Annotated in this window: 16 protein-coding genes and 5 tRNA genes; 9 read left to right on the top strand and 12 right to left on the bottom strand. The window is 73.2% G+C overall.

Annotated features, from left to right (window positions below; translation table 11 throughout):
• Positions 1 to 234: 234 nt before the first annotated feature.
• Complete coding sequence (locus tag E1182_RS20190) at positions 235 to 1,239, bottom strand: NAD-dependent epimerase/dehydratase family protein (protein ID WP_132267600.1); 1,005 nt, start codon at positions 1,237 to 1,239, stop codon at positions 235 to 237.
• Between the two features lie 265 nt (positions 1,240 to 1,504).
• On the opposite strand from E1182_RS20190, the gene E1182_RS20185 reads away from it, so the two are divergent.
• Positions 1,505 to 2,821, top strand: a complete 1,317-nt coding sequence (locus E1182_RS20185; RefSeq protein ID WP_132267598.1) for a PHB depolymerase family esterase — start codon at positions 1,505 to 1,507, stop codon at positions 2,819 to 2,821.
• 114 nt (positions 2,822 to 2,935) lie between these two features.
• Here E1182_RS20185 and E1182_RS20180 read toward each other — a convergent pair whose 3' ends face one another.
• Together E1182_RS20180 and E1182_RS20175 are read right to left on the bottom strand one after the other, a co-directional pair.
• Positions 2,936 to 4,150, bottom strand: a complete 1,215-nt coding sequence (locus E1182_RS20180; protein ID WP_207921458.1) for a putative PEP-binding protein — start codon at positions 4,148 to 4,150, stop codon at positions 2,936 to 2,938.
• Positions 4,147 to 6,003: an FAD/NAD(P)-binding protein gene (locus E1182_RS20175; RefSeq protein WP_132267596.1), complete on the bottom strand. Its 1,857-nt coding sequence runs from the start codon at positions 6,001 to 6,003 to the stop codon at positions 4,147 to 4,149. The genes E1182_RS20180 and E1182_RS20175 overlap by 4 nt, the downstream gene beginning before the upstream one ends.
• A 291-nt stretch (positions 6,004 to 6,294) precedes the next feature.
• Here E1182_RS20175 and E1182_RS20170 point away from each other — a divergent pair, with 291 nt between their 5' ends.
• Entirely contained in the window at positions 6,295 to 6,786 is a 492-nt protein-coding gene (locus tag E1182_RS20170) for an OsmC family protein (protein ID WP_132267593.1), read from the top strand.
• Between the two features lie 70 nt (positions 6,787 to 6,856).
• Here the strand turns inward: E1182_RS20170 and E1182_RS20165 are convergent.
• Together E1182_RS20165 and E1182_RS20160 are read right to left on the bottom strand one after the other, a co-directional pair.
• A tRNA-Val gene (locus tag E1182_RS20165) sits at positions 6,857 to 6,931 on the bottom strand.
• Between the two features lie 9 nt (positions 6,932 to 6,940).
• Positions 6,941 to 7,013, bottom strand: a tRNA-Gly gene (locus E1182_RS20160).
• Between the two features lie 149 nt (positions 7,014 to 7,162).
• Here E1182_RS20160 and E1182_RS20155 point away from each other — a divergent pair.
• The gene (locus E1182_RS20155) at positions 7,163 to 7,402 is read left to right on the top strand and encodes a DUF6458 family protein (RefSeq protein ID WP_132267591.1); all 240 of its coding nucleotides are present in this window, start codon (positions 7,163 to 7,165) and stop codon (positions 7,400 to 7,402) included.
• A gap of 92 nt (positions 7,403 to 7,494) precedes the next feature.
• Here the strand turns inward: E1182_RS20155 and E1182_RS20150 are convergent.
• The 3 genes from E1182_RS20150 to E1182_RS20140 all read right to left on the bottom strand — a co-directional run bounded on the left by E1182_RS20150 (position 7,495) and on the right by E1182_RS20140 (position 7,761).
• Positions 7,495 to 7,569: transfer RNA gene (locus tag E1182_RS20150), tRNA-Val, on the bottom strand.
• 14 nt (positions 7,570 to 7,583) lie between these two features.
• Positions 7,584 to 7,654: transfer RNA gene (locus E1182_RS20145), tRNA-Cys, on the bottom strand.
• 34 nt (positions 7,655 to 7,688) lie between these two features.
• Positions 7,689 to 7,761, bottom strand: a tRNA-Gly gene (locus tag E1182_RS20140).
• 314 nt (positions 7,762 to 8,075) lie between these two features.
• Here E1182_RS20140 and E1182_RS20135 point away from each other — a divergent pair.
• Together E1182_RS20135 and E1182_RS20130 are read left to right on the top strand one after the other, a co-directional pair.
• On the top strand, positions 8,076 to 8,678 hold the full coding sequence (locus E1182_RS20135) for a TetR/AcrR family transcriptional regulator (RefSeq protein WP_132267588.1): 603 nt from the start codon (positions 8,076 to 8,078) through the stop codon (positions 8,676 to 8,678).
• A 210-nt stretch (positions 8,679 to 8,888) separates the two neighbouring features.
• Positions 8,889 to 11,825 carry a M36 family metallopeptidase gene (locus E1182_RS20130; protein ID WP_207921457.1) on the top strand — a complete coding sequence of 979 codons (2,937 nt, stop codon included), beginning with the start codon at positions 8,889 to 8,891 and terminating at the stop codon, positions 11,823 to 11,825.
• Positions 11,826 to 11,871: 46 nt separating this feature from the next.
• On the opposite strand, the gene E1182_RS20125 is transcribed toward E1182_RS20130, so the two are convergent.
• Positions 11,872 to 12,705 carry a hypothetical protein gene (locus tag E1182_RS20125; RefSeq protein ID WP_243706324.1) on the bottom strand — a complete coding sequence of 278 codons (834 nt, stop codon included), beginning with the start codon at positions 12,703 to 12,705 and terminating at the stop codon, positions 11,872 to 11,874.
• A gap of 178 nt (positions 12,706 to 12,883) precedes the next feature.
• Between E1182_RS20125 and E1182_RS20120 the strand changes: the two genes are divergently transcribed.
• Entirely contained in the window at positions 12,884 to 13,555 is a 672-nt protein-coding gene (locus E1182_RS20120) for a methyltransferase (protein WP_132267584.1), read from the top strand.
• Positions 13,556 to 13,564: 9 nt separating this feature from the next.
• Positions 13,565 to 14,728 (top strand): cytochrome P450, encoded by a 1,164-nt coding sequence (locus E1182_RS20115; protein ID WP_132267582.1) that lies wholly within the window; start codon positions 13,565 to 13,567, stop codon positions 14,726 to 14,728.
• 27 nt (positions 14,729 to 14,755) lie between these two features.
• Here E1182_RS20115 and bioD read toward each other — a convergent pair whose 3' ends face one another.
• Positions 14,756 to 15,460 carry a dethiobiotin synthase gene (bioD, locus tag E1182_RS20110; protein WP_132267607.1) on the bottom strand — a complete coding sequence of 235 codons (705 nt, stop codon included), beginning with the start codon at positions 15,458 to 15,460 and terminating at the stop codon, positions 14,756 to 14,758.
• A 20-nt stretch (positions 15,461 to 15,480) separates the two neighbouring features.
• Entirely contained in the window at positions 15,481 to 16,638 is a 1,158-nt protein-coding gene (locus E1182_RS20105; RefSeq protein ID WP_132267605.1) for an 8-amino-7-oxononanoate synthase, read from the bottom strand.
• 230 nt (positions 16,639 to 16,868) lie between these two features.
• Between E1182_RS20105 and bioB the strand changes: the two genes are divergently transcribed.
• Positions 16,869 to 17,864, top strand: a complete 996-nt coding sequence (gene bioB, locus E1182_RS20100; RefSeq protein WP_132267580.1) for a biotin synthase BioB — start codon at positions 16,869 to 16,871, stop codon at positions 17,862 to 17,864.
• Between the two features lie 10 nt (positions 17,865 to 17,874).
• Positions 17,875 to 18,099: a hypothetical protein gene (locus E1182_RS20095; RefSeq protein WP_243706323.1), complete on the top strand. Its 225-nt coding sequence runs from the start codon at positions 17,875 to 17,877 to the stop codon at positions 18,097 to 18,099.
• A 115-nt stretch (positions 18,100 to 18,214) separates the two neighbouring features.
• Here E1182_RS20095 and E1182_RS20090 read toward each other — a convergent pair.
• A partial coding sequence (locus E1182_RS20090; protein WP_243706322.1) for a DUF488 family protein occupies positions 18,215 to 18,712 on the bottom strand: 498 nt, incomplete at its 5' end.

Below are 18,712 nucleotides of genomic sequence, written 5' to 3'. Positions count from 1 at the left end.
GCCAGCAGCTCATCCAGCACGCCCACTGCCCGGTGGCGGTGGCCCGGGAGAGCACGACGGACGGCGACGGAAGGGTCGGACGATGAGCCGCCAGAGGTCGGGACAGGACCGGCCGTAGAGCATCGCGCCGGCCGAGGCCGCGGCGACCGCCGGCCACGCGCCGTCGGTGCACCTCGGCCGTCTGATCCGGCGGCCGGCCCCGCGCCCCCGTCCGCCGCGGGGCCGGCCGCCCGGTCAGGCCCGGTGGTGGGCGGCCAGCAGCCCGGCCTCCCGCGCGGGGTCGAGCCCGACCGGCGGCCGGGCCGGCCGCCCGGCGCGCTGCGGCACCACCCCGGCCTCCTGCAACCAGTGCCAGGTGTCGGCGACCGTCTCGGCCACCGGCCGGCAGGTCAGCCCCGCGGCGTACGCCTTGGCGACGCCCCGCTCCTGCATCCAGCGGAACTCGTGGCCGGGCGGCACCCAGATCGGCAGGTCGTTCCAGGGCACCACGCCGGCGGCCAGGATCGGCTCGGGCGCGGTCCAGCGCAGTCGGGCGTCCGAGCGGGTCACCGTGACCGCCGTGTCGAGCAGTTCCCCGATGGTGGTGTGCCCGGGGCGGCTGATCACGTTGAACGGCCCACCGGTGCCGGCGGCGGCGTGGTCCAGCGTCCACGCCGCCAGGTCGCGCACATCGACGTACTGCACCGGCAGGTCGGCCGGGCCGGGGGCCAGCACGTCGCCGCCCCGGGCGATCCGGTGCAACCACCACGGCAGCCGGCCGATGTCCTCCCCCGGCCCGAGGATCAGCCCGGCCCGGACCAGCAGCGCCCGCAGGCCGAACACCTCCACCGCCGCCTGCTCGCCGCCGGCCTTGTTCGCCGGGTAGTCACCGTCCTCGGCGTCCGGCGCCGACACCACCACCGGCGCCTCCTCACCGGCCCCGGGCGGCACGGGTTGGGCGTACACGGATCCACTGGAGATGTAGGTGTAGTGCCCGACCCGGTCGCGCAGCGCCCGCGCCGCGGCTCCCACCTTCCGGGGCGCACCGTCCCAGGTGTCGACCACCAGGTCCCATTCGCCGCTGGCGAGCGCCGCCAGCCCGTCCGGCGCCGTCCGGTCACCCCGCAACCGGGGTACGCCTTCCGGCAGCACCCCGTGCAGCCCACGGTTGAAGACCGTCACCGACCACCTCCGGCGCACCGCCTCGGCGACCACCGCGCCGCCGACGAAACCCGTGCCGCCGAGTACCAGAAGCCTCATGGACCTCAGCCTGGCCGGTACCGGCCGCCGGGCGCACCCGTGTTCACTGCCAGCGGATCTGCCGATGGCAGAACCGGCCGGACGTCCTGACTGTTCCCTGGTCGCGACGTACCGCGGCGTCGAGCGCGCGGACACTCTCACCTGCCGCAACCCGCGACCCACGCCAGGCAGATCGCCGGCCACACGCGGCAAAGCGCAACACCAAATTGACGGTTGTCACTGGCTTGTCTAACGTTCGTCAGCGACTACCCTCAGTGGAGGCATCATGAGACGCACCCGGACGGTACTGGCGGGCATCGCCGGTGCCCTGCTCCTCGCCGCCGGCGGAATCGTCCTGTCGCAGCCGGCGTCCGCGGCGGCACTGACCGAGGTGACCAACTTCGGCAACAACCCGGGCGGAATGCGGATGCACATCTACGTGCCGGACTCCCGCCCGGCCAACCCGGGCATCGTCGTGGCCATGCACGGCTGCGGCGGCTCAGGCCCGGGCTTCTACGCCAGCAGCGAGTTCGCCTCCCTGGCCGACCGGCACGGGTTCATCGTCATCTACCCGAGCGCGCAGCAGGAGGCCGGATTCGGCAAGTGCTTCGACACCTGGTCCGACGCGGCGAAGCGCCGTGGCGGCGGCAGCGACCCGGTCTCGCTCGTCTCGATGGTGAACTACGCCCAGCGGCAGTACGGCGGCGACCCGAACCGGGTCTACGCCACCGGCAGCTCGTCGGGCGGCATGATGACCCAGCACATGCTCACCGTCTACCCGGACGTCTTCAAGGCCGGCGCGTCGTTCATGGGCGTGCCGTTCAACTGCTTCGCCAACGCCGCGGACTACCCACCCGGCGGCCGGTGCACGAACGGAAGCATGAACCGGACCCCACAGCAGTGGGGTGACGCGGTCCGGCAGGCATACCCCGGCTACACCGGACCCCGGCCACGCGTCCAGCTCTGGCACGGCACCAACGACACCCTCGTGCCGTACCAACTGCTGCAGGAGTCGATCGAGCAGTGGACCAACGTGTTCGGGCTCAGCCAGACACCGACGTCCACCGACACCCCGCGGACCAACTGGAACCGCAGCCGGTACGCCGACAACAGCGGCACCGTGCAGGTGGAGGCGTACAGCATCCAGGGCGCCGGGCACTCCCTGCCCAGCAGAGGCATGGCACAGGTCGCCATCCAGTTCTTCGGCCTGGACGGCTCGACGCCCACGCCCTCCGAGCCGAGCACACCGACCCCGACGCCGACCAGCACTGCGACCCCGACGGCCAGCCCGACCGCCTGTCGGGTCACCTACCAGGCCAACACCTGGAACTCCGGCTTCACCACCACGGTGACCGTGACCAACACCGACACCAGCGCGATCAACGGCTGGACGCTGCAGTGGACCTGGCCCGGCAACCAGCAGGTGACCGGCGCCTGGAACGCCACGGTCACGCAGAGCGGCAACCAGGTCAGCGCCCGCAACGTCAACTGGAACGCGACGATCGTGCCGAACCAGAGCACGAGCTTCGGTTTCCAGGCGACCTACAGCGGCACCAACACCGCACCCACCCGGTTCACCCTGAACGGGACGACCTGCGGCTGACCAACGGCGGGCGGGGATCCCGGCGGAACGGCCGGACCCCGCCCCCGGGCAACGCCGGGCGGCGCCACGCCGCAGCCCCGCCACGACCTGTTCGACCTACTGGTCAGCGGGCGATCACCGGGACGCAAGGACATGCCGGAGTTCCGAGACGCACATCATGTACCCGGTGGGGGTCGGCAGCCGTTCGAGGTAGTAGTCGAGGTCGGCACCGAGCGCGAACACGCGGGCCGGGATGCCGGCCTCGCGCGCGTCGTCGATCACCCGGCGCAGGCCGTCGAGGACGGCTGGGTGACGGGTGCGGTAGGACTCGGCGACCAGATGGTTGCTGCGGTCGGCGGCGAGGTAGAACTGCACCAGGTCCTTGGTGCCGACGAACAGTTCGTCGGCACCGGCGGCACAGATGGCGGACGTGGCGTGGACCGCCGCCGGCGTCTCGATGAACGCGGACAGGGGCGTCTCGGTCGGCAGGCCGAGGTGCGGACGCAGCTTTGCGAACTCTTCGGCGTCGGTGAGAAACGGCGCCGACAGGTGGACCCGGTCGGCCTCGGCGCCGAGTCGTTCGCGCAGGGTCTCCAGCATGACGTGCAACGCCTGGGGATAGGTGGCCGACCGGAGCAGCCATCGGGTGCCGTGCAGGCCCATGTCGGGGTTGGGCTCACGCGGTACCGTGGCCTTCGCCGTGATGTGGGCGGCATCGTCCGAGCGCAGGTCGAGCATGCGTAGGATCAGCCGCTGGCCCGGCAGGAGCGCTTCGACGCACTCCTGCAGCTGCTCGGCGAGAGCACGCCCGTAAGCGTTGACAGCGGTCCCACCGCGCAGGGCGTCGATGGGGCTCAGCGCCGCGGCGAAACACAAGAACTCCTCGCGGAGGAAGAAGGACTCCACCCGGCCCGCGTGCGGACCGCTCGAGTTGAGGCCGCGGATGTCCCCGAGGTCGGCGATCACCGCGCAGGCCGAGCCGAGACGGTCCGCCGGTGGCGCGGTGGAACCCGTGGGCGCGGTCCCGGCGTCGCCGGCGACACCGACCAGGACCGACCCACGTTCCAGGTCGAGCGTCACCTCGCCGACGATCTTGTCAAGGTCGGTCGGGTCGACCCGCAGGACGGGGATGCCCTTGGCACGGCAGATGGACTGCATGTGCCCGGTCCGCCCACCGGAACTACACACGACCGCGCGGGCGCTCATGAGCGCGCCGTACAGCCTCGGATGGAGTGCGGGGGCGACGAGAACCGAGCCCTTCACCGGCCGTCCGGTGCGGTTGCACGGCCCGCCCACCACCGGTTCGGTTCCGCGAATGAGCAGCACGCCCCTGATCTGTCGTTCGGTCACGAGCCCTCCGCATCCTCATCGTTCGTGATGCCCAGTTGCCGGCGCAACTGGCGCGGTGTCACCGAGACGTCCGTGAGCCGTTCGACCGCCGCCTGGTTGACCGCGGCGCGCATCAGCTGGCAGCGTCCGGCGACGGGGACGGCGTCGAGGCGGTGATCGGACGAGCGCAGGTGGGTCCTCAGTCGCGCGTCGAGGCGTTCGCGCTCGGCCCGGGACCGCGCGGCGAGCCGCCGTACTTCCAGGGACACGGCCTGTTCGAACGCAGCGCGGATGGTCTCGTCGGCGCTGGACGCGCGGCGGTGTTCCGCGGCGGCGTGGCGTGCCGAGCCGTCGCAGTGCAGTTCGAGCCGTTCGATCACGTGCGCGGCGACCACGATGGAATGGTTCTTGATCGCGGCGAGATTGAACGCGAAGGCGCCGGTGCGGCCGTTGCGCACGATTTCGTCACCCTCGCGCATCACCCCGATGGCCGAGAGCATCTCGACCGGCTCGCCGTCGGGCCGAAGCGCCGTGCCCCGGTCGTCGACTTCGATGCCGCGTCCGGTGCGCTGGTGCGGGGCGACGAGCTGATTGGCGACGAGACTCGCCCACAGTGGCGAGTCGACGTGGGTGTAGTCGGTCTCCCGGCCGAAGTTGCACACGACAAGGTCGGCCGGGATGACGCGGGTGGCCGCCTGCGTCGCCACGAAGACGTCGAGCCGCCCCGATTCCGCCGGCCTGACCCGCTCGATCTTGCCGACGACGACCTCGACCGAGCCGTGTTCGCAGGACATGGCGCGCTCGACGATCGACGTCGTGTACTGCACCGCGCCGACCCGCAGCGAGGCGATCTGGGTGCTGAACTCGTCGAGCAGCCGTCGCAGCTCGTCCGTCGGGATCTGCTCGATGGCCAGCGGGAGGTACGGCTCCCACGCCTTGGCCACTCGCTCCGTGACGATCCGCCGGTCCATGCCGGGGTGGTCCCGGATGACCGTGGCGCAGGCAGCCTCCCAACCGGTCCGGACGCGCGCCAGGAACTCCGCCCGGTTCCGGTACGGTTCGAACAGCACGGCGGGGGCGGGGAGCTGGACCACCTCATGCTGGTGAGTCTCGGGGTAGGCACGGGGCCTGGCCCCCGACGCGGAGACCAGGTGAATGGCGCCGGTGTGGCCCTGGCGCAGCAGCAGAGCCGCCGAGTCGTACGCGCTGAGCACCGTTCCGACGATCACGACGTCCGCGTCCGCTGGTGCCGCCAGAAGCCTCCGTACGCCGTCGGTCGAGTACGGGTGCCGGATGAATGCCTCGTGCCCGAGCACGTCGGTGGCGAAGGCCGGCTGCTTGAGCTCCATGCCGGTAGCCAGGATGACGTGGTCGGCCGTCAGCGTCCGCGTGTGCGCCGTACCGTCGCCGGACAGTTGCCGAATCGTCGCCACGACGTGGTGCGCGCGCACGTCGAGGTCCACCGCCTCGCCCTCGGCCTCGACGAGCTCAACGTCGGGGCATGCCTCCAGACGCGCCTCGGTGATGCGATCGGTCAGGTAGTCGTGGTAGATCCGGCGTGGAGCCGGCCCGTGTTCGACGAACGTGAAATCTGCCCACGGGGCGGGCCAGCCACAGCGATCGGCCTCGTGATTGGCCCAGCGTACGAAGTCGTTGACGTCCTCGCGAAACGCCGACATGCGGCCGGCCTGGATGTTGAACACGTGGTCCCAGGGGTTGCCGTCGCGGTGGTAGGCCACGCCGGCGTACCGGTAGTCGTGGCGGCGCTCGAGTAAGACTATTTCGAGGGGTTTGCGCGCGAACCGGAGGAGCCGGATCGCCGTTGCCGTGCCGGCCAGTCCGGCGCCGACGATGAGGACTCGGGGACGACGCATACCTGCCTCCGTCTTGTTCACGCGGGTGCGGTGCACTGCTCGACGCGCGTTTTCCGTAATGCGTTTTCACGGATCGACGCAGGGGGTCATCCTAGGGCGTCACCAGTATTGACGGCAGTCACACGAGCGCTCTACTTCCGCAATGCGGAGGTCAGTGGTCAACGGCGCTTGACGAGGGCCGCTTACCGACCGAATGGCGCGCTTGCCGGAACGTCCCGGGGGACGGCAAGATAAGCGGATTCGCGCAGTGAGTCGCCCCGGGTATCAACGGCGAAGATCATCCGAAGAGAGATGGCGAACATGGACGAAATGACTGTAGCGCTGGCTCAGCGCGGACAGACGGGATCCGTCGCGAGCATCCGTGATCACACCATCGTGATGGACCGTCCGTCCCCGCACGGCGGATCGGACGCGGGCCCGATGGGCGGCGAGACGCTCCTCGCCTCGGTCGGTGGCTGTTTCATGAGCACCCTCTACGCCGCCGCGCAGGCCCGGTCGATCCCGATCGAGGGTGCAAGCTGCCGGGTCACTGGCGTGTTCGCGCCGAATCCTCGCCGGTTCGGCGCGATCCGCATCGAGGTGACCTGCGACTCGTGCCCGTCGGCCGACCTCGAACACCTGGTCGAGGTGGCCGACCGGGGCTGCCTGGTGGCGGCGACCCTCCGGCAGGGCATCGAGGTGACCGCGTCCGTCGCCGCCCCGCACTCTTCCGCGGACGATTCGGCATCATCCAGCACGGAGCCCGCCGCCCGACCGGAGCAGACGATCGCGCGCCTTAATTGACGTGACGGGACACACACGAACGGCTCGTCACCGGAATTCCGGTAACGAGCCGTCGAGCTGCGCGGATGCGTGGTGGGCGATACTGGGTTTGAACCAGTGACCTCTTCCGTGTCAAGGAAGCGCGCTCCCACTGCGCCAATCGCCCGTGGTCGAGAGCGGACGACGGGATTCGAACCCGCGACCCTCACCTTGGCAAGGTGATGCGCTACCAGCTGCGCTACGTCCGCCTGCCCCGGCGTTCCCCGGGGACGCCGTGAACTCTACCCGATGCCAAGATCGCCTTTGCACCGCCCCCGGCCCGTTGGTGATTGCGCTGGTGGACGAGGGGGTACTGACTCTCCCCGACAGCACACCACACCCCCTGAAGGAGGCTGTCGTGGGTATCGGAACGAGCATCTTCCTGCTAGCGGTCGGCGCGATCCTGACCTTCGCCCTGAACGCCAGCGTCGGTGGCGTGAACCTCGACGTCGTGGGCTGGATCCTGATGGCGGCCGGCGCACTCGGCCTGATCATGACCACGCTGGTCTGGGGCCGCCGTCGCACGGTGGTCACCACCGACCAGCCGGTGGAGTACCGGCGGGTCGAGGAGCGTCGGGACGTCGCGCCGCCGCTGTGACCGACCCGGGCCGCGGCCGACAAAGCTGCGCCCCGGCTTCCGACCTCCGAGACGACGAAGGGCCGGCCCTCTGCGGACCGACCCTTCGTCACTGGTGGGCGATACTGGGTTTGAACCAGTGACCTCTTCCGTGTCAAGGAAGCGCGCTCCCACTGCGCCAATCGCCCGTGCTCTCGTACCGAGGTGGGGACGGGATTTGAACCCGCGTACACGGCTTTGCAGGCCGTTGCCTCGCCTCTCGGCCACCCCACCGAGGTTGCCCCCGTCATGCGTGGCGGCATCTCCGAGCGGACGACGGGATTCGAACCCGCGACCCTCACCTTGGCAAGGTGATGCGCTACCAGCTGCGCTACGTCCGCGTGCCTCCGGCGTTCCCCGGTGACGGATGGAAACTTTAGCCGAGGCGTCGAACAGTTGCCAAATCGGGGCGGCATTCCGGCGCGTCCCGCCGCGCCCACCCTAAGCTTCCTAGGAGCCTGGGTGGCAGGGTGGGGGCAAAACAGTGACGCCAGGCCCATGCCGGGCGTCACCAACCACGCCAGGCGACGCGACCGACCGAGCCGGGACCGGTCGACCCAGCCGACGACCGCTGTCCGGCTTCCGACTGACAGCAACGCGACTGACCGACGGCGGTGACCCGTTGTGGTCACCCCGATGGGTTACCGTGACCGGCGTGACGAGACGTGCTGCCGATGTCCGCCTGGATTCCCTGCTGCGCACGGCCTGTGACGTGATCGTCGAGCGCGGACTCGCCAACACCCGGACGGCCGACGTGGCGCAGGCCGCCGGGGTCAGCCAGGCCCTGGTCTTCTACCACTTCGCCACCAAGGAACGCCTGCTCGCGCAGGCCTTCGCGTACGCGGTGGAGCAGGATCTGGCCCGGCTGGACGCGGTGGTCCGCTCCTCTGCCACGCCGCTGGCCAAGCTACGCCGGATCCTGCGCCTCTACACCCCCGCCGGCCGCTCGACCTCGTGGTCCATGTGGATCGACGGCTGGGCGGAGTCGCTGCGCACCCCGGAGTTGGAGAAGGTCTGCCGCCGGCTCGACCTGCGCTGGCGGCAGGACCTCGCCGCGATCATCGCCGCCGGGGTGGCCGACGGCACCTTCGAGTGCGCCGACCCGGCCGGCGCGGCCTGGCGAATCAACGCGGTGATGGACGGCCTGGCGGTGCAGTTGGCCGTGCACGACCGGGTGATCTCCCGCCGCCAGGTCAGCGAGTGGATCCGGCTGGTCGCCGCCCGCGAGCTGGGCCTCGACCCGGCTCAACTCGACTGACCCGGCAGCACGATCGGGGCGTGGGCCGCCGCAGCGTTCGCCCAGGCGGGCCGTCGGAGCCACCCCCGACCGGCCGGTGAGGGCGACAGCACCGAACGTCGTTGTTGACCTTGCCCCCACCCGATCGGCCTGGTATCCACAGATGCGCATGCGTAACCGCGCATGCCCCGGGCCGGCGCCGCGCCGGCCCCGCTCCCACGAGGAGGTCACGTGCCCATACCGGAGTGGACACCCCCGACGAGCCGGCCCCGACGCCGGCTCGTCCCCGTACTGGCGACCGTTGGTCTGGTCGCCGCCCTGCTCTCCAGTGGCGGCACCGCCACGGCGGCACCGGGCGACGCGCCGGCCCCGGCACCCGGCCCCTCCGGCTCGTTCGCCGACGACAGCCACCCGGCCGCCGACGTCGACAACCGCGTCGGCACCGCCGCGCCCGACGCCCGGCAGCGCGGACTCGCCCGGCGGCTCGACCCCGACGTGCGGTGGAACCGCCTGGGCACCCCGCACGCGCTCGGACCGGCCCGGAACCCCCTCGCCACCGGCCTGCCCGCCGACCCGGAGGCCGCCGCCCGGCGCTACCTCACCGAGCACCGAGACCTGTTCGGCCTGGACGCCGACGCCGTCGCCGCGATGGACCGGGTGCTGGTCCACCCTGTCGGCACAGGAGCGGTGGTCACCCTCCGCCAGCGCTTCGGCGACCTGCCCGCCGGCCACGACGGCCTGGTCACCGTCGCGGTCGTTGACGGCTCGGTGATCTCGGTCAGTTCCTCGCTGGCCCGGGACGCCTCCGCGCCGGCGCCGGCCACTCTCACCGGCGAGCAGGCGTACGCCGCCGCGCTCGCCGACGCCGGCCTGCACGCCGGCGCGGTGGCCCGGCACAGCGTCCGTCCGGTCGCCGTGCCCACCCCCCGCGACGGCAACCGCGCCGCGTACGAGGTGACCCTGATCGGCGCGAGCACGAACCTGCCCGCGGCGTACACCACCTACGTCGACGGGATCACCGGCCAGGTGCTCGTCCGCGAGGACCTGGTCGACTACGACTCGGAGAACCCGAGCTGGGCGGTCTACCCGGCCGCCCCGCCCGGCGACACGGCGGGCGGGCCCGACCGGCGGGTGCGCTGGTGCGCCACGCCGGCACCGGACTGCGCCGCCGCCTTCACCGACCCGGCCAGCGGAAAACCGTGGGACGTCGACCTGGCCACCGGGGCACCGACCGGCACCTCCCGCGGCAACTCGGCCAACACGGTGGTCTCCTGGGGCGCGGGCAACCCGATGGTGCCGGCCACGGCCAGCCCGCAGCGACGCTACGAGTACCCGTTCACCGACCAGTGGCGCGAGGCCCGCTGCAACCCGGCCGTCTTCGCCTCCGCCCCGCGCAACGACGCCGACGCGGCCATCGCCAACCTCTTCGCCATGCACAACCGGATGCACGACTGGGCCTGGCACCTCGGCTTCACCGAGGCCACCTGGAACCTGCAGGCGGTCAACCTCAGCGGAGCCGGCCTCGGCGGCGACGCCGAACAGGGCCGCGCCCAGCAGGGGGCGCTCTCGGGCAACCGGAACAACGCCAACCAGGGCACGCCGCGCGACGGCCTGCCGCCGACCACCAACATGTACCTGTGGCAGCCGCAGGCCGGCGGCCCGTACCCGCCGTGCGTGGACGGGGACTACGACATGACGGTGATCGGGCACGAGTACACCCACGCCATCACCAACCGGATGATCGCCGGGCCGGACAGCGGCATCGGCGGGCACCAGGGCGGGGCGATGGGCGAATCGTGGAGCGACCTGCTCGCCGCCGAGTACCTGTACGAGCACGGCCTGCGCGCCCCCGGCGAGACGCCGTGGATCACCGGCGGATACGTCACCGGCAACCTGGTCAGCGGCATCCGCAACCACGACTTCAGCCGCAGCCCGCTCAACTACTCCGACATCGGCTACAACACCGCCGGTCCGGGCGTGCACGCCGACGGGGAAATCTGGAGCGCCACCAACTTCCGGATCCGCTCCGCGCTGGTGAAGAGGTACGGCCTGGGCACCCCGCAGCGTCAGCTCGACTGCGCGCGGGGCACGGTGGCCGCCGACCGCTGCCCCGGCAACCGGCGCTGGGTGCAGTTGGTCTTCGACTCGTTCCTGCTCCAGGCCGCCAGCCAGGTCAGCATGCTCGACATGCGGGACAACCTGCTCACCGCGGACCGGCTGCGCTTCGGTGGGGCCAACCAGGAGCTGATCTGGACGGAGTTCGCCCGCTCCGGGATGGGCCGGGACGCCGCCACCAACGGCGCGGGCGACACCGACCCGACGCCGAGCTTCGCCAGCCCGACGGGCGGCAACGCCACCCTGACCCTGCGGGCCAGGGGCGAGAGCGCCGACGCGCCGATCCGGCTCTACGTCGGCGACTACGAGGCCCGGGCCACCCCGATCGCGGACACCGACCCGGCCACCGGACTGCCGGACACCTTCGAGGCGGTGCCCGGCACGTACCAGTTGCTCGCGGTGGCGCCCGGCTTCGGGCACCAGCGGCTCAGCGCGGTCGCCGAGGCGGGCCGCCAGGGCTACGTCGACCTGCGGTTGAGCCGCAACCTGGCGGCCACGGCTTCCGGGGCGGTGATCACCGGTGACGGGGTGAACCTGGACCGGATCGGTGACGACACCGAGGCCACCAACTGGGCCTCGCTGAACGGGGTCGCCGGCCGGCAGGTGACGGTGGCGCTGCCCGGGGGTGCCCCGCACCCGGTCGGCCGGGTCAACGTCAGCGGCATGCTCCGCCCGGCGATCAACGGCGACGCCGACGCGGGCGGACAGAACGCGCTGAGCGCGGTGCGCTCCTTCGCGGTCTGGGCCTGCAACGCCAGGACCACCGACTGCGCCGACCCCGGCCGCTGGACGCGGATCTACACCAGCGCCGCCGACGCCTTCCCGGGAGGCAGCTACCGGGCGTACACCCGAGACGTCAACCTGCGTTCGTTCCGGGTGCCGACCACCGTCGCCACGCACGTACGGCTGGAGATCCTGAGCAGCCAGTGCACCGGCGGCCCGGCGTACGCCGGCGAGCAGGATGACGACCCGGCGGCGCGCACCGACTGCGCGACCGCCAGCCCGGCCCGCGACCAGGTGCGGGTCGCCGAGTTCCAGGTGTTCTCCGGATGACAGCCCGCCGGGGCCGGGTGAACCACCCGGCCCCGGCGGCCCCCGTTCAGCGCCGCGCCGGAGCCCAGCGGCGGGGCCGTTCGAACGGCCTGCTGTCAGCGTCCTCGGCGGTGGCCGAGCGGGTCAGCTGCCGCAGCCGCAGCAGCAGCCCGACGCCGAGGAAGAGCAGCAGTCCACCGAGCAGGAATGCCGCCTGCACCACACCGAAGCCGCCGGCCGGGGTCCCGGACGTCGGCCGACCCGCGGCCGGTGGCACCTGGGCCGCCGCCGGTTCGCTGACCGACTCGGCCGGCTCGTCGACCACCGCCGACTCGGTCGGCTCGACCGCCGACTCGGTCGGGGTGGGCGCGACGGTGGGCGTCGCGCCGAAGCCGGGGCCGATCACGGTACGGGTTGCGCTCTGCCGGGCGAGCAGGCGCAGGCCCGGGTCGTACGCCTCGGCGGCCAGGGTGATCCGACCCTCGCTGACCGACTCGTCGAAGGCGACCCGGTAGCGGGCGGTGACCGTCTGGTTGGCGCAGAGGGTGCCCGGGTCGAGTTGCCGGTCGGTCAGCCGGGCCACCGACCCCTCGGTGCGAATGTCCAGCGGGAAGGCGCCGTCTTCCTCCACCCGGTCCATCTTCACCTGGTTGAGCCGCAGCCCGTCCACGGTGAGCACCATCGACCAGCGGACCTTCAGGCAGCCGCCGCCGTCGTTGCGGGACACCACGGCGGAGAGCGTGCGTACCTCGCCGTCGGCGACGAACTCGTCCGGCAGGCCGCTCATCACGGTGGCGAACCCGGCCGCCGCGGATGACGGCTGGGGAGCGGCCAGCACTGTCCCAGACAGACAGGCCAGCACCACCCCGACCCGCATCGCGTTGCGCCACACCCTCGCCACCGTCACCCTCCTCACGTCGGTCCCGTCCAACCGCCACGCTATGAGGGGTCGGGGGAAGCCGGTAGACGGGCGTGTTCGCACGGAGCGTGAAGTACGGGGACGACTATCACCGACAGTGGTGAACCGGTCACGACCGACCCGCGACACGCCGGAAAGGCGGTGGGAGGACAATCACCCGGTGTCCGAACTCTCCGCGGCCTTCGTCCGGCTGCACGCCCGCCTCGCCCCGGTGGTCTTCGTCCCCGAGGTCCGGCTGTACCAGGCCGACGAACCGATCGGGCTCTGGGAACTCACCGAGGGACAGTTCCGCAGCGCCCAGCCGCCCCCGTTCTGGGCCTTCGCCTGGGCCGGGGGGCAGGGGCTGGCCCGCCACGTCACCGACCACCCGGAGCTGGTCGCCGGCCGCCGGGTGCTCGACCTGGCCGCCGGCTCCGGCCTGGTGGCCATCGCCGCCGCGCGGGCCGGCGCCCGGTCCGTGCGCGCCGTGGAGATCGACGAGCGGGCGGTGGCCGCCGTCGCGCTCAACGCCGAGGCCAACGGGGTACGCGTCAACGCGGAGCTGGGCGACATCCTCGACTCCGACGCCGGGGACGCCGAGGTGGTGCTCGCCGGGGACGTCTTCTACAGCGAGGCGATGGCCAGGCGGATGCTGCGTTTCCTGCTCCGGGCCGCCCGGACCGGTGGGGCCCGGGTGCTGGTCGGCGACCCGGGGCGGGCGTTCCTGCCCCGGGAACGGTTCCGCGAGTTGGCCGCGTACGACGTGCCGGTGCCGGAGGCGCTGGAAAGCGTACGGGTGAAGCGCACCACCGTCTGGGAGCTGGATCCGGCCCCGCCGGGGGCCACCCGATAGCGTGACGGCGTGCTGTTCCGGGGCTGGGGGGAGTCCGTCGACGGGCGGTGGCCGGACGTGGCCGTCGTCGCCGACCACATCGGGGTCGACCACCTGGTGGTCACCCGGCACGCGCTGGTCCGGCAGGTGCTCGCCGACCCGGTGACCTGGCGGCCGGACAACGCCCTGGACGCGGTGACCCCGGTGCCGGTGGCCGCGCTGCGGGTGCTCGCCGGGCACCGGTTCCGGCTGCCACCGACCCTGGCCAACAACTCCTCGGCCAGCCACCCGGGCATCCGGGCGCTGGTGGCCGAGGCGCTGCACCCGGCCCGGGTCGCCGCGCAGCAGCCGTGGCTGACCGCGCTGGTCCGGCGGCGGGTGGACCGCCTCGCCACCGCCCTCGACGCCGGAGAGCCGGTCGACCTGTACGCCGGGCTCGCCGCCGACCTGCCGCTGCTGGTGCTGGCCCGGCTCGTCGAGCTGCCCGACGCGCCGGTCGACGCGGTGAAGAACTTCGCCCGGGCCGCGCTGGAGCTGTTCTGGGCCCCGCTGGACGCCGACCGGCAGCTCGCCCTCGCCGCCGAGGTGGGCCGCTTCCACACCGTGCTGCGGGACTTCGCCGCCACCGGGGGCGGCCTGGCCGCCGCGCTGCGCGCCGCCGGGCACTCCCCCGACGTGGTGGTCGGCGCCCTGTTCTTCCTGCTGGTGGCCGGCCAGGAGACCACCTCGCAGTTCCTCACCCTGCTGCTGCACCGGCTCACCGCCGAGCCGGCGGTCCGCGCCGGGCTGCGCGACGGCACCGCGGCGGTGGCGGACGTGGTGGAGGAGGGGCTGCGGCTGGAACCGCCGATCGTGACCTGGCGGCGGGTGGCCGCGGTGGACGCCACGCTGGGCGGGACGCCGGTCGCGGCGGGCACCAGTGTCGTGCTCTGGCTGGCCCGCGCCGGACGGGACCCCGAGGTGGTGGCCGCGCCGACCCGGTTCGCCCCCGGACAGCGCGGGTCACGGCGGCACCTGGCCTTCGGCGCGGGCGCGCACCGCTGCGTCGGCGCACAGCTGGCCCGGATGGAGGCGGCGGTGGTGGTGGCCGAGGCGGCGCCGCTGCTCGACGGGGTGACGGTGGTCCGTCCGCCCTGGTGCCCGGACAATCTCACCTTCCGGATGCCGGACGCGTTCGTCGTCCGCCGCGGCTGACGCCGGCGCGCCGGTCGGCTCAGCTGGTCAGCCGGCGTCCTCGGCCCAGGCCCGCCAGTCGTCGAGCACGCCGTACAGCGTCGGGGTCAGCCAGCCCGGGGCGGAGCGCCGGAACACCCCCGGGTCCATCGCCCCCGCGCCGGTGGGCAGGGCGCCGAGCAGGTTCGGCACCAGCTCGGTCAGGTTCGCCCAGTGCACCAGTTCCGGTTCGGCCGGCCAGGCGCCGATCACCAGTCCGGCGGGGATGGCCCGCCGCTGCAGCGCCTCCAGGGTGAGCGCGGTGTGGTTGAGGGTGCCGAGACCGGCACGGGTCACCACCACGGCCGGGGCGCCCAGCGAGACGGCCAGGTCGGCGACGGTCCACGGCTCACCGGACGGACGCAGCCCCATCGGCACGAGCAGCCCGCCGGCCCCCTCGACCAGCACCAGGTCGTGCTTGTCGGCCTCCTCACGGACCTCGTCGACGGCGGTGTACAGCTCCAGCGGCTCCAACTCCGCGACCCGGGCCGCGGCGAGCGGAGCCAGCGGGTCCGGGTAGCTGGCCAGGGTCCGCCCGGTCAGCGGGGCGGCCAGCCGGGTCACCACGTCCACGTCACCGGGCTCCCCGGTGGCCGTACCCGTCTGGCCGGGCTTGACCACCGCGACCCGCATGCCGGCGGCCTGCGCGGCGGCCGTGATCGCGGCCGTCACGATGGTCTTGCCGACCCCGGTGTCGGTGCCGGTGACCAGCACCACGCCCTGCCACGGTGCGGTCACGGCCGCACCTCCGACGCCTTCGGCGCGCACGCCACGATGACGTCCAGGGCCCGCGTGAAGTCGGCCCGGGACACGGCGGCGGAGAGGGTGAGCCGCAGCCGTGAGCGGCTGTCCGGGGTGGACGGCGGACGGAAGCAGCCGACGGCGACGCCCCGGTCGCGGCAGTCGGCCGCCCACCTGGTGGCCGCCTGCGGACTGGGGGCGGTCAACGACACCACGGCCGCGTCGGGGACGGAGACGGTCAGTCCGGCGGCGGCCAGCCGGCGGGCCGCGAGCGCGGCCCGGTCGGCCAGCTCCGCGCGCAGGTCGTCGCCGGCCCGGGCCAGCGCCAGCGCGGCGTGCACGCCAGCCGCGACCGCCGGGGGCAGCGCGGTGTCGAAGATGAACGTCCGGCCGGTCTCCACCAGGTGCCGGACGAACTCGGCCGGCCCGGCGACCACCCCACCCGCGCCGCCGAGCGCCTTGGAGAGAGTGGCGGTGACCACCACGTCGGGTGCGCCGGCGAGACCGGCCGCGGCGACCGCGCCCGCGCCGCCCGGCCCGGTGACCCCGAGCCCGTGCGCGTCGTCGACCAGCAGCAGCGCGCCGTGCCGGCGGGCGACGGCGTGCAGCGCGGCGAGCGGGGCGAGGTCGCCGTCGACGGAGAAGACCGACTCGGTCACCACCACGGCGGGACGGCCGGGCGCGGCAGCGAGAGCGGCGGCCACCGCGTCGACGTCGGCGTGCGCGGTGACCACGGTCTCGGCGCCGGAGATCCGGCAGCCGTCGATCAGCGAGGCGTGGTTGTGGGCGTCGGAGACCAGCAGCGTACGCGGCTGCGCCAGGCCCCGGACGGCCGCGAGGTTGGCCAGGTAGCCGGAGGAGAAGACCAGCGCCCGGTCGGTGCCGAGCCAGCCGGCGAGAGCGTCCTCCAGGGCGTGGTGGGCGTCGGTGGAGCCGCGGACCAGCCGCGACCCGGTGGCGCCCAGCCCGTACGCCGACAGCGCCTCGGTGGCGGCGGCGGTGACCTCGGGGTGGGCGGCCAGGCCGAGGTAGTCGTTGCCGGCCAGGTCGATCACCGCGTCGCCGGCGGCGCGGGGCCGCAGCACGCGGGTCAGCCCGGCCCTGGCGCGCAGGTCGGCGCGGCGGTCGAGGGCCGCCAACCAGTCCGCCACCGTCTCCGCCTCCTCCACGTACAGCTTCCGTCGGGGCGCGTCGGGCATCCGGCGGCGCGCCCGCCGGGCGAAGTTACCACCCGCCGCCGCCGCGGCCGGCGTGGCGTGGGCCGCCGCACCGTGCCGGCTCTCCCGGTCACCTCCGCGCGGCGGTGGACCCCGGTCGGGCGGGATCGCCGCACCGGTTCGGCCGCTTCTCCGGCCGGTGGCGGCCTTGTAGGCTACGAGCCATGCCAGAGATCCTCGACCAGGCCCGTGCCCAGGTGCTGGGCAGCGGCGTCGGCCTCGACGAGGCCGGTGTCCTCGCCGTGCTCACCCTGCCCGACGAGCACCTTCCCGCCGCCCTCCAGCTCGCGCACGAGGTGCGGATGCGCTGGTGCGGCCCGGAGGTCGAGGTCGAGGGCATCGTGTCGTTGAAGACCGGCGGCTGCCCGGAGGACTGCCACTTCTGCTCGCAGTCGGGGCTGTTCACCTCCCCCGTTCGGTCGGTCTGGCTGGACATTCCCTCGCTGGTCGAGGCGGCGAAGCAGACCGCGAAGACGGGGGCGACCGAGTTCTGCATCGTGGCCGCCGTGCGGGGCCCGGACGCCCGGCTCATGAAGCAGATGCGCGAGGGGGTCGCCGCCATCAAGGCGGAGGTCGACATCCAGGTCGCCGCGTCGCTCGGGATGCTCACCCAGGAGCAGGTGGACGAGCTGGTCGAGATGGGTGTGCACCGCTACAACCACAACCTGGAGACCTGCCGCTCCTATTTCCCGAACGTGGTCACCACGCACTCCTGGGAGGAGCGCTGGGAGACGCTGCGGATGGTCCGCGAGTCCGGCATGGAGGTCTGCTGCGGCGGCATCCTCGGGCTGGGCGAGACGGTGGAGCAGCGCGCCGAGTTCGCCGCGCAGCTGGCCGAACTGGACCCGCACGAGGTGCCGTTGAACTTCCTCAACCCGCGTCCGGGCACGCCGCTCGGTGACCGCCCGGTGGTGGAGGGCAAGGACGCGCTGCGCGCCATCGCCGCGTTCCGGCTGGCCATGCCCCGCACCATCCTGCGGTACGCGGGCGGCCGGGAGATCACCCTCGGCGACCTGGGCACCCGCGACGGTCTGCTGGGCGGCATCAACGCCGTCATCGTCGGCAACTACCTGACCACGCTGGGGCGGCCGGCGACCGACGACCTGAAGTTGCTCGACGAGCTGAAGATGCCGGTCAAGGCGCTGTCGGCAACGCTGTGAGGTGAGGGGCGTGACCGAGCCTGTCGAGTTGGCCGACCGGGTTGGCGCCGGCGCGCCGCGCTGGTGCGACCGGTGCGGGGCGGAGGCGGCGACCGGAGCACACGCCGCGTGCGCGGCGGCCCGCGTCCTGGAGCCGCCGCGCTACTGCGCGCACTGCCGCCGCCGAATGAAGGTGCAGGTGGTTCCCACCGGCTGGTCGGCGGTCTGCGTCGAACACGGCGAGATTCGGGGCTGAGCCGGTTCCGCGGGCGCGCGGGTTCACTCCGCGTCCGGTGGCAGGCGCATCCGTGCCCCCGGCGACCGGTGGGTCGCCGGGCGGGGCCCGGGCGGGCTCGGCTCGCCGTCCCGCATCAGGTGCCCGTCGGACAGGCGCCGTCCCACATCAGGTGCCCGTCGGACAGGCGCCGGGCACCGTCGGCGGGGCGGTGCGGGCTGAGCCGGCCGTCCGGCATGAGGTGCCGTACCTCGACCCCGCGGGCGAGCACGGCGACGTCGGCGATCAGCCGCCGGTGGCAGCGCCACCACACGCTCTCGCTGCACATCACCGCGGTGGTCCGCCGCGCCGCCTCGGCGAGCACGCCGTCCAACGCGGCGTCGAACTCCGCCGTCCGGGTGTGGGCGGCGTACGCCCGGAACGCCGCGACGGTCCACCAGGTGTCCGGCTCGGGCTGCCCGGTGCGGACGTGCCGGCGACCGCCGAGGCGGGGCTCCCAGCGGTAGTCGACGCCCCGCTGGGGCAGCCAGCGCTGCAGTGCCTCGCGGCGTACGTCGGGGTTGGTCCGGCTGCCCGGGTACCGCCGCACGTCCACGACCAGCGCGACCCCCGCCCCCACCAACAGGTCCCCCAG

Origin of the sequence: Micromonospora sp. KC721, from assembly GCF_004348355.1 — a bacterium.
Classification (GTDB): Bacteria; Actinomycetota; Actinomycetes; order Mycobacteriales; family Micromonosporaceae; genus Micromonospora.
This window is presented reverse-complemented; position numbering and strand designations above follow the sequence as displayed.

What these genes read in the sequence shown, in the direction of transcription:
- E1182_RS20190 (WP_132267600.1), bottom strand. Translation starts at nt 1,239, where the DNA reads ATGAGGCTTCTGGTACTCGGCGGCACGGGTTTCGTCGGCGGCGCGGTG.
- E1182_RS20185 (WP_132267598.1), top strand. Translation starts at nt 1,505, where the DNA reads ATGAGACGCACCCGGACGGTACTGGCGGGCATCGCCGGTGCCCTGCTC.
- E1182_RS20175 (WP_132267596.1), bottom strand. Translation starts at nt 6,003, where the DNA reads ATGCGTCGTCCCCGAGTCCTCATCGTCGGCGCCGGACTGGCCGGCACG.
- E1182_RS20170 (WP_132267593.1), top strand. Translation starts at nt 6,295, where the DNA reads ATGGCGAACATGGACGAAATGACTGTAGCGCTGGCTCAGCGCGGACAG.
- bioB (WP_132267580.1), top strand. Translation starts at nt 16,869, where the DNA reads ATGCCAGAGATCCTCGACCAGGCCCGTGCCCAGGTGCTGGGCAGCGGC.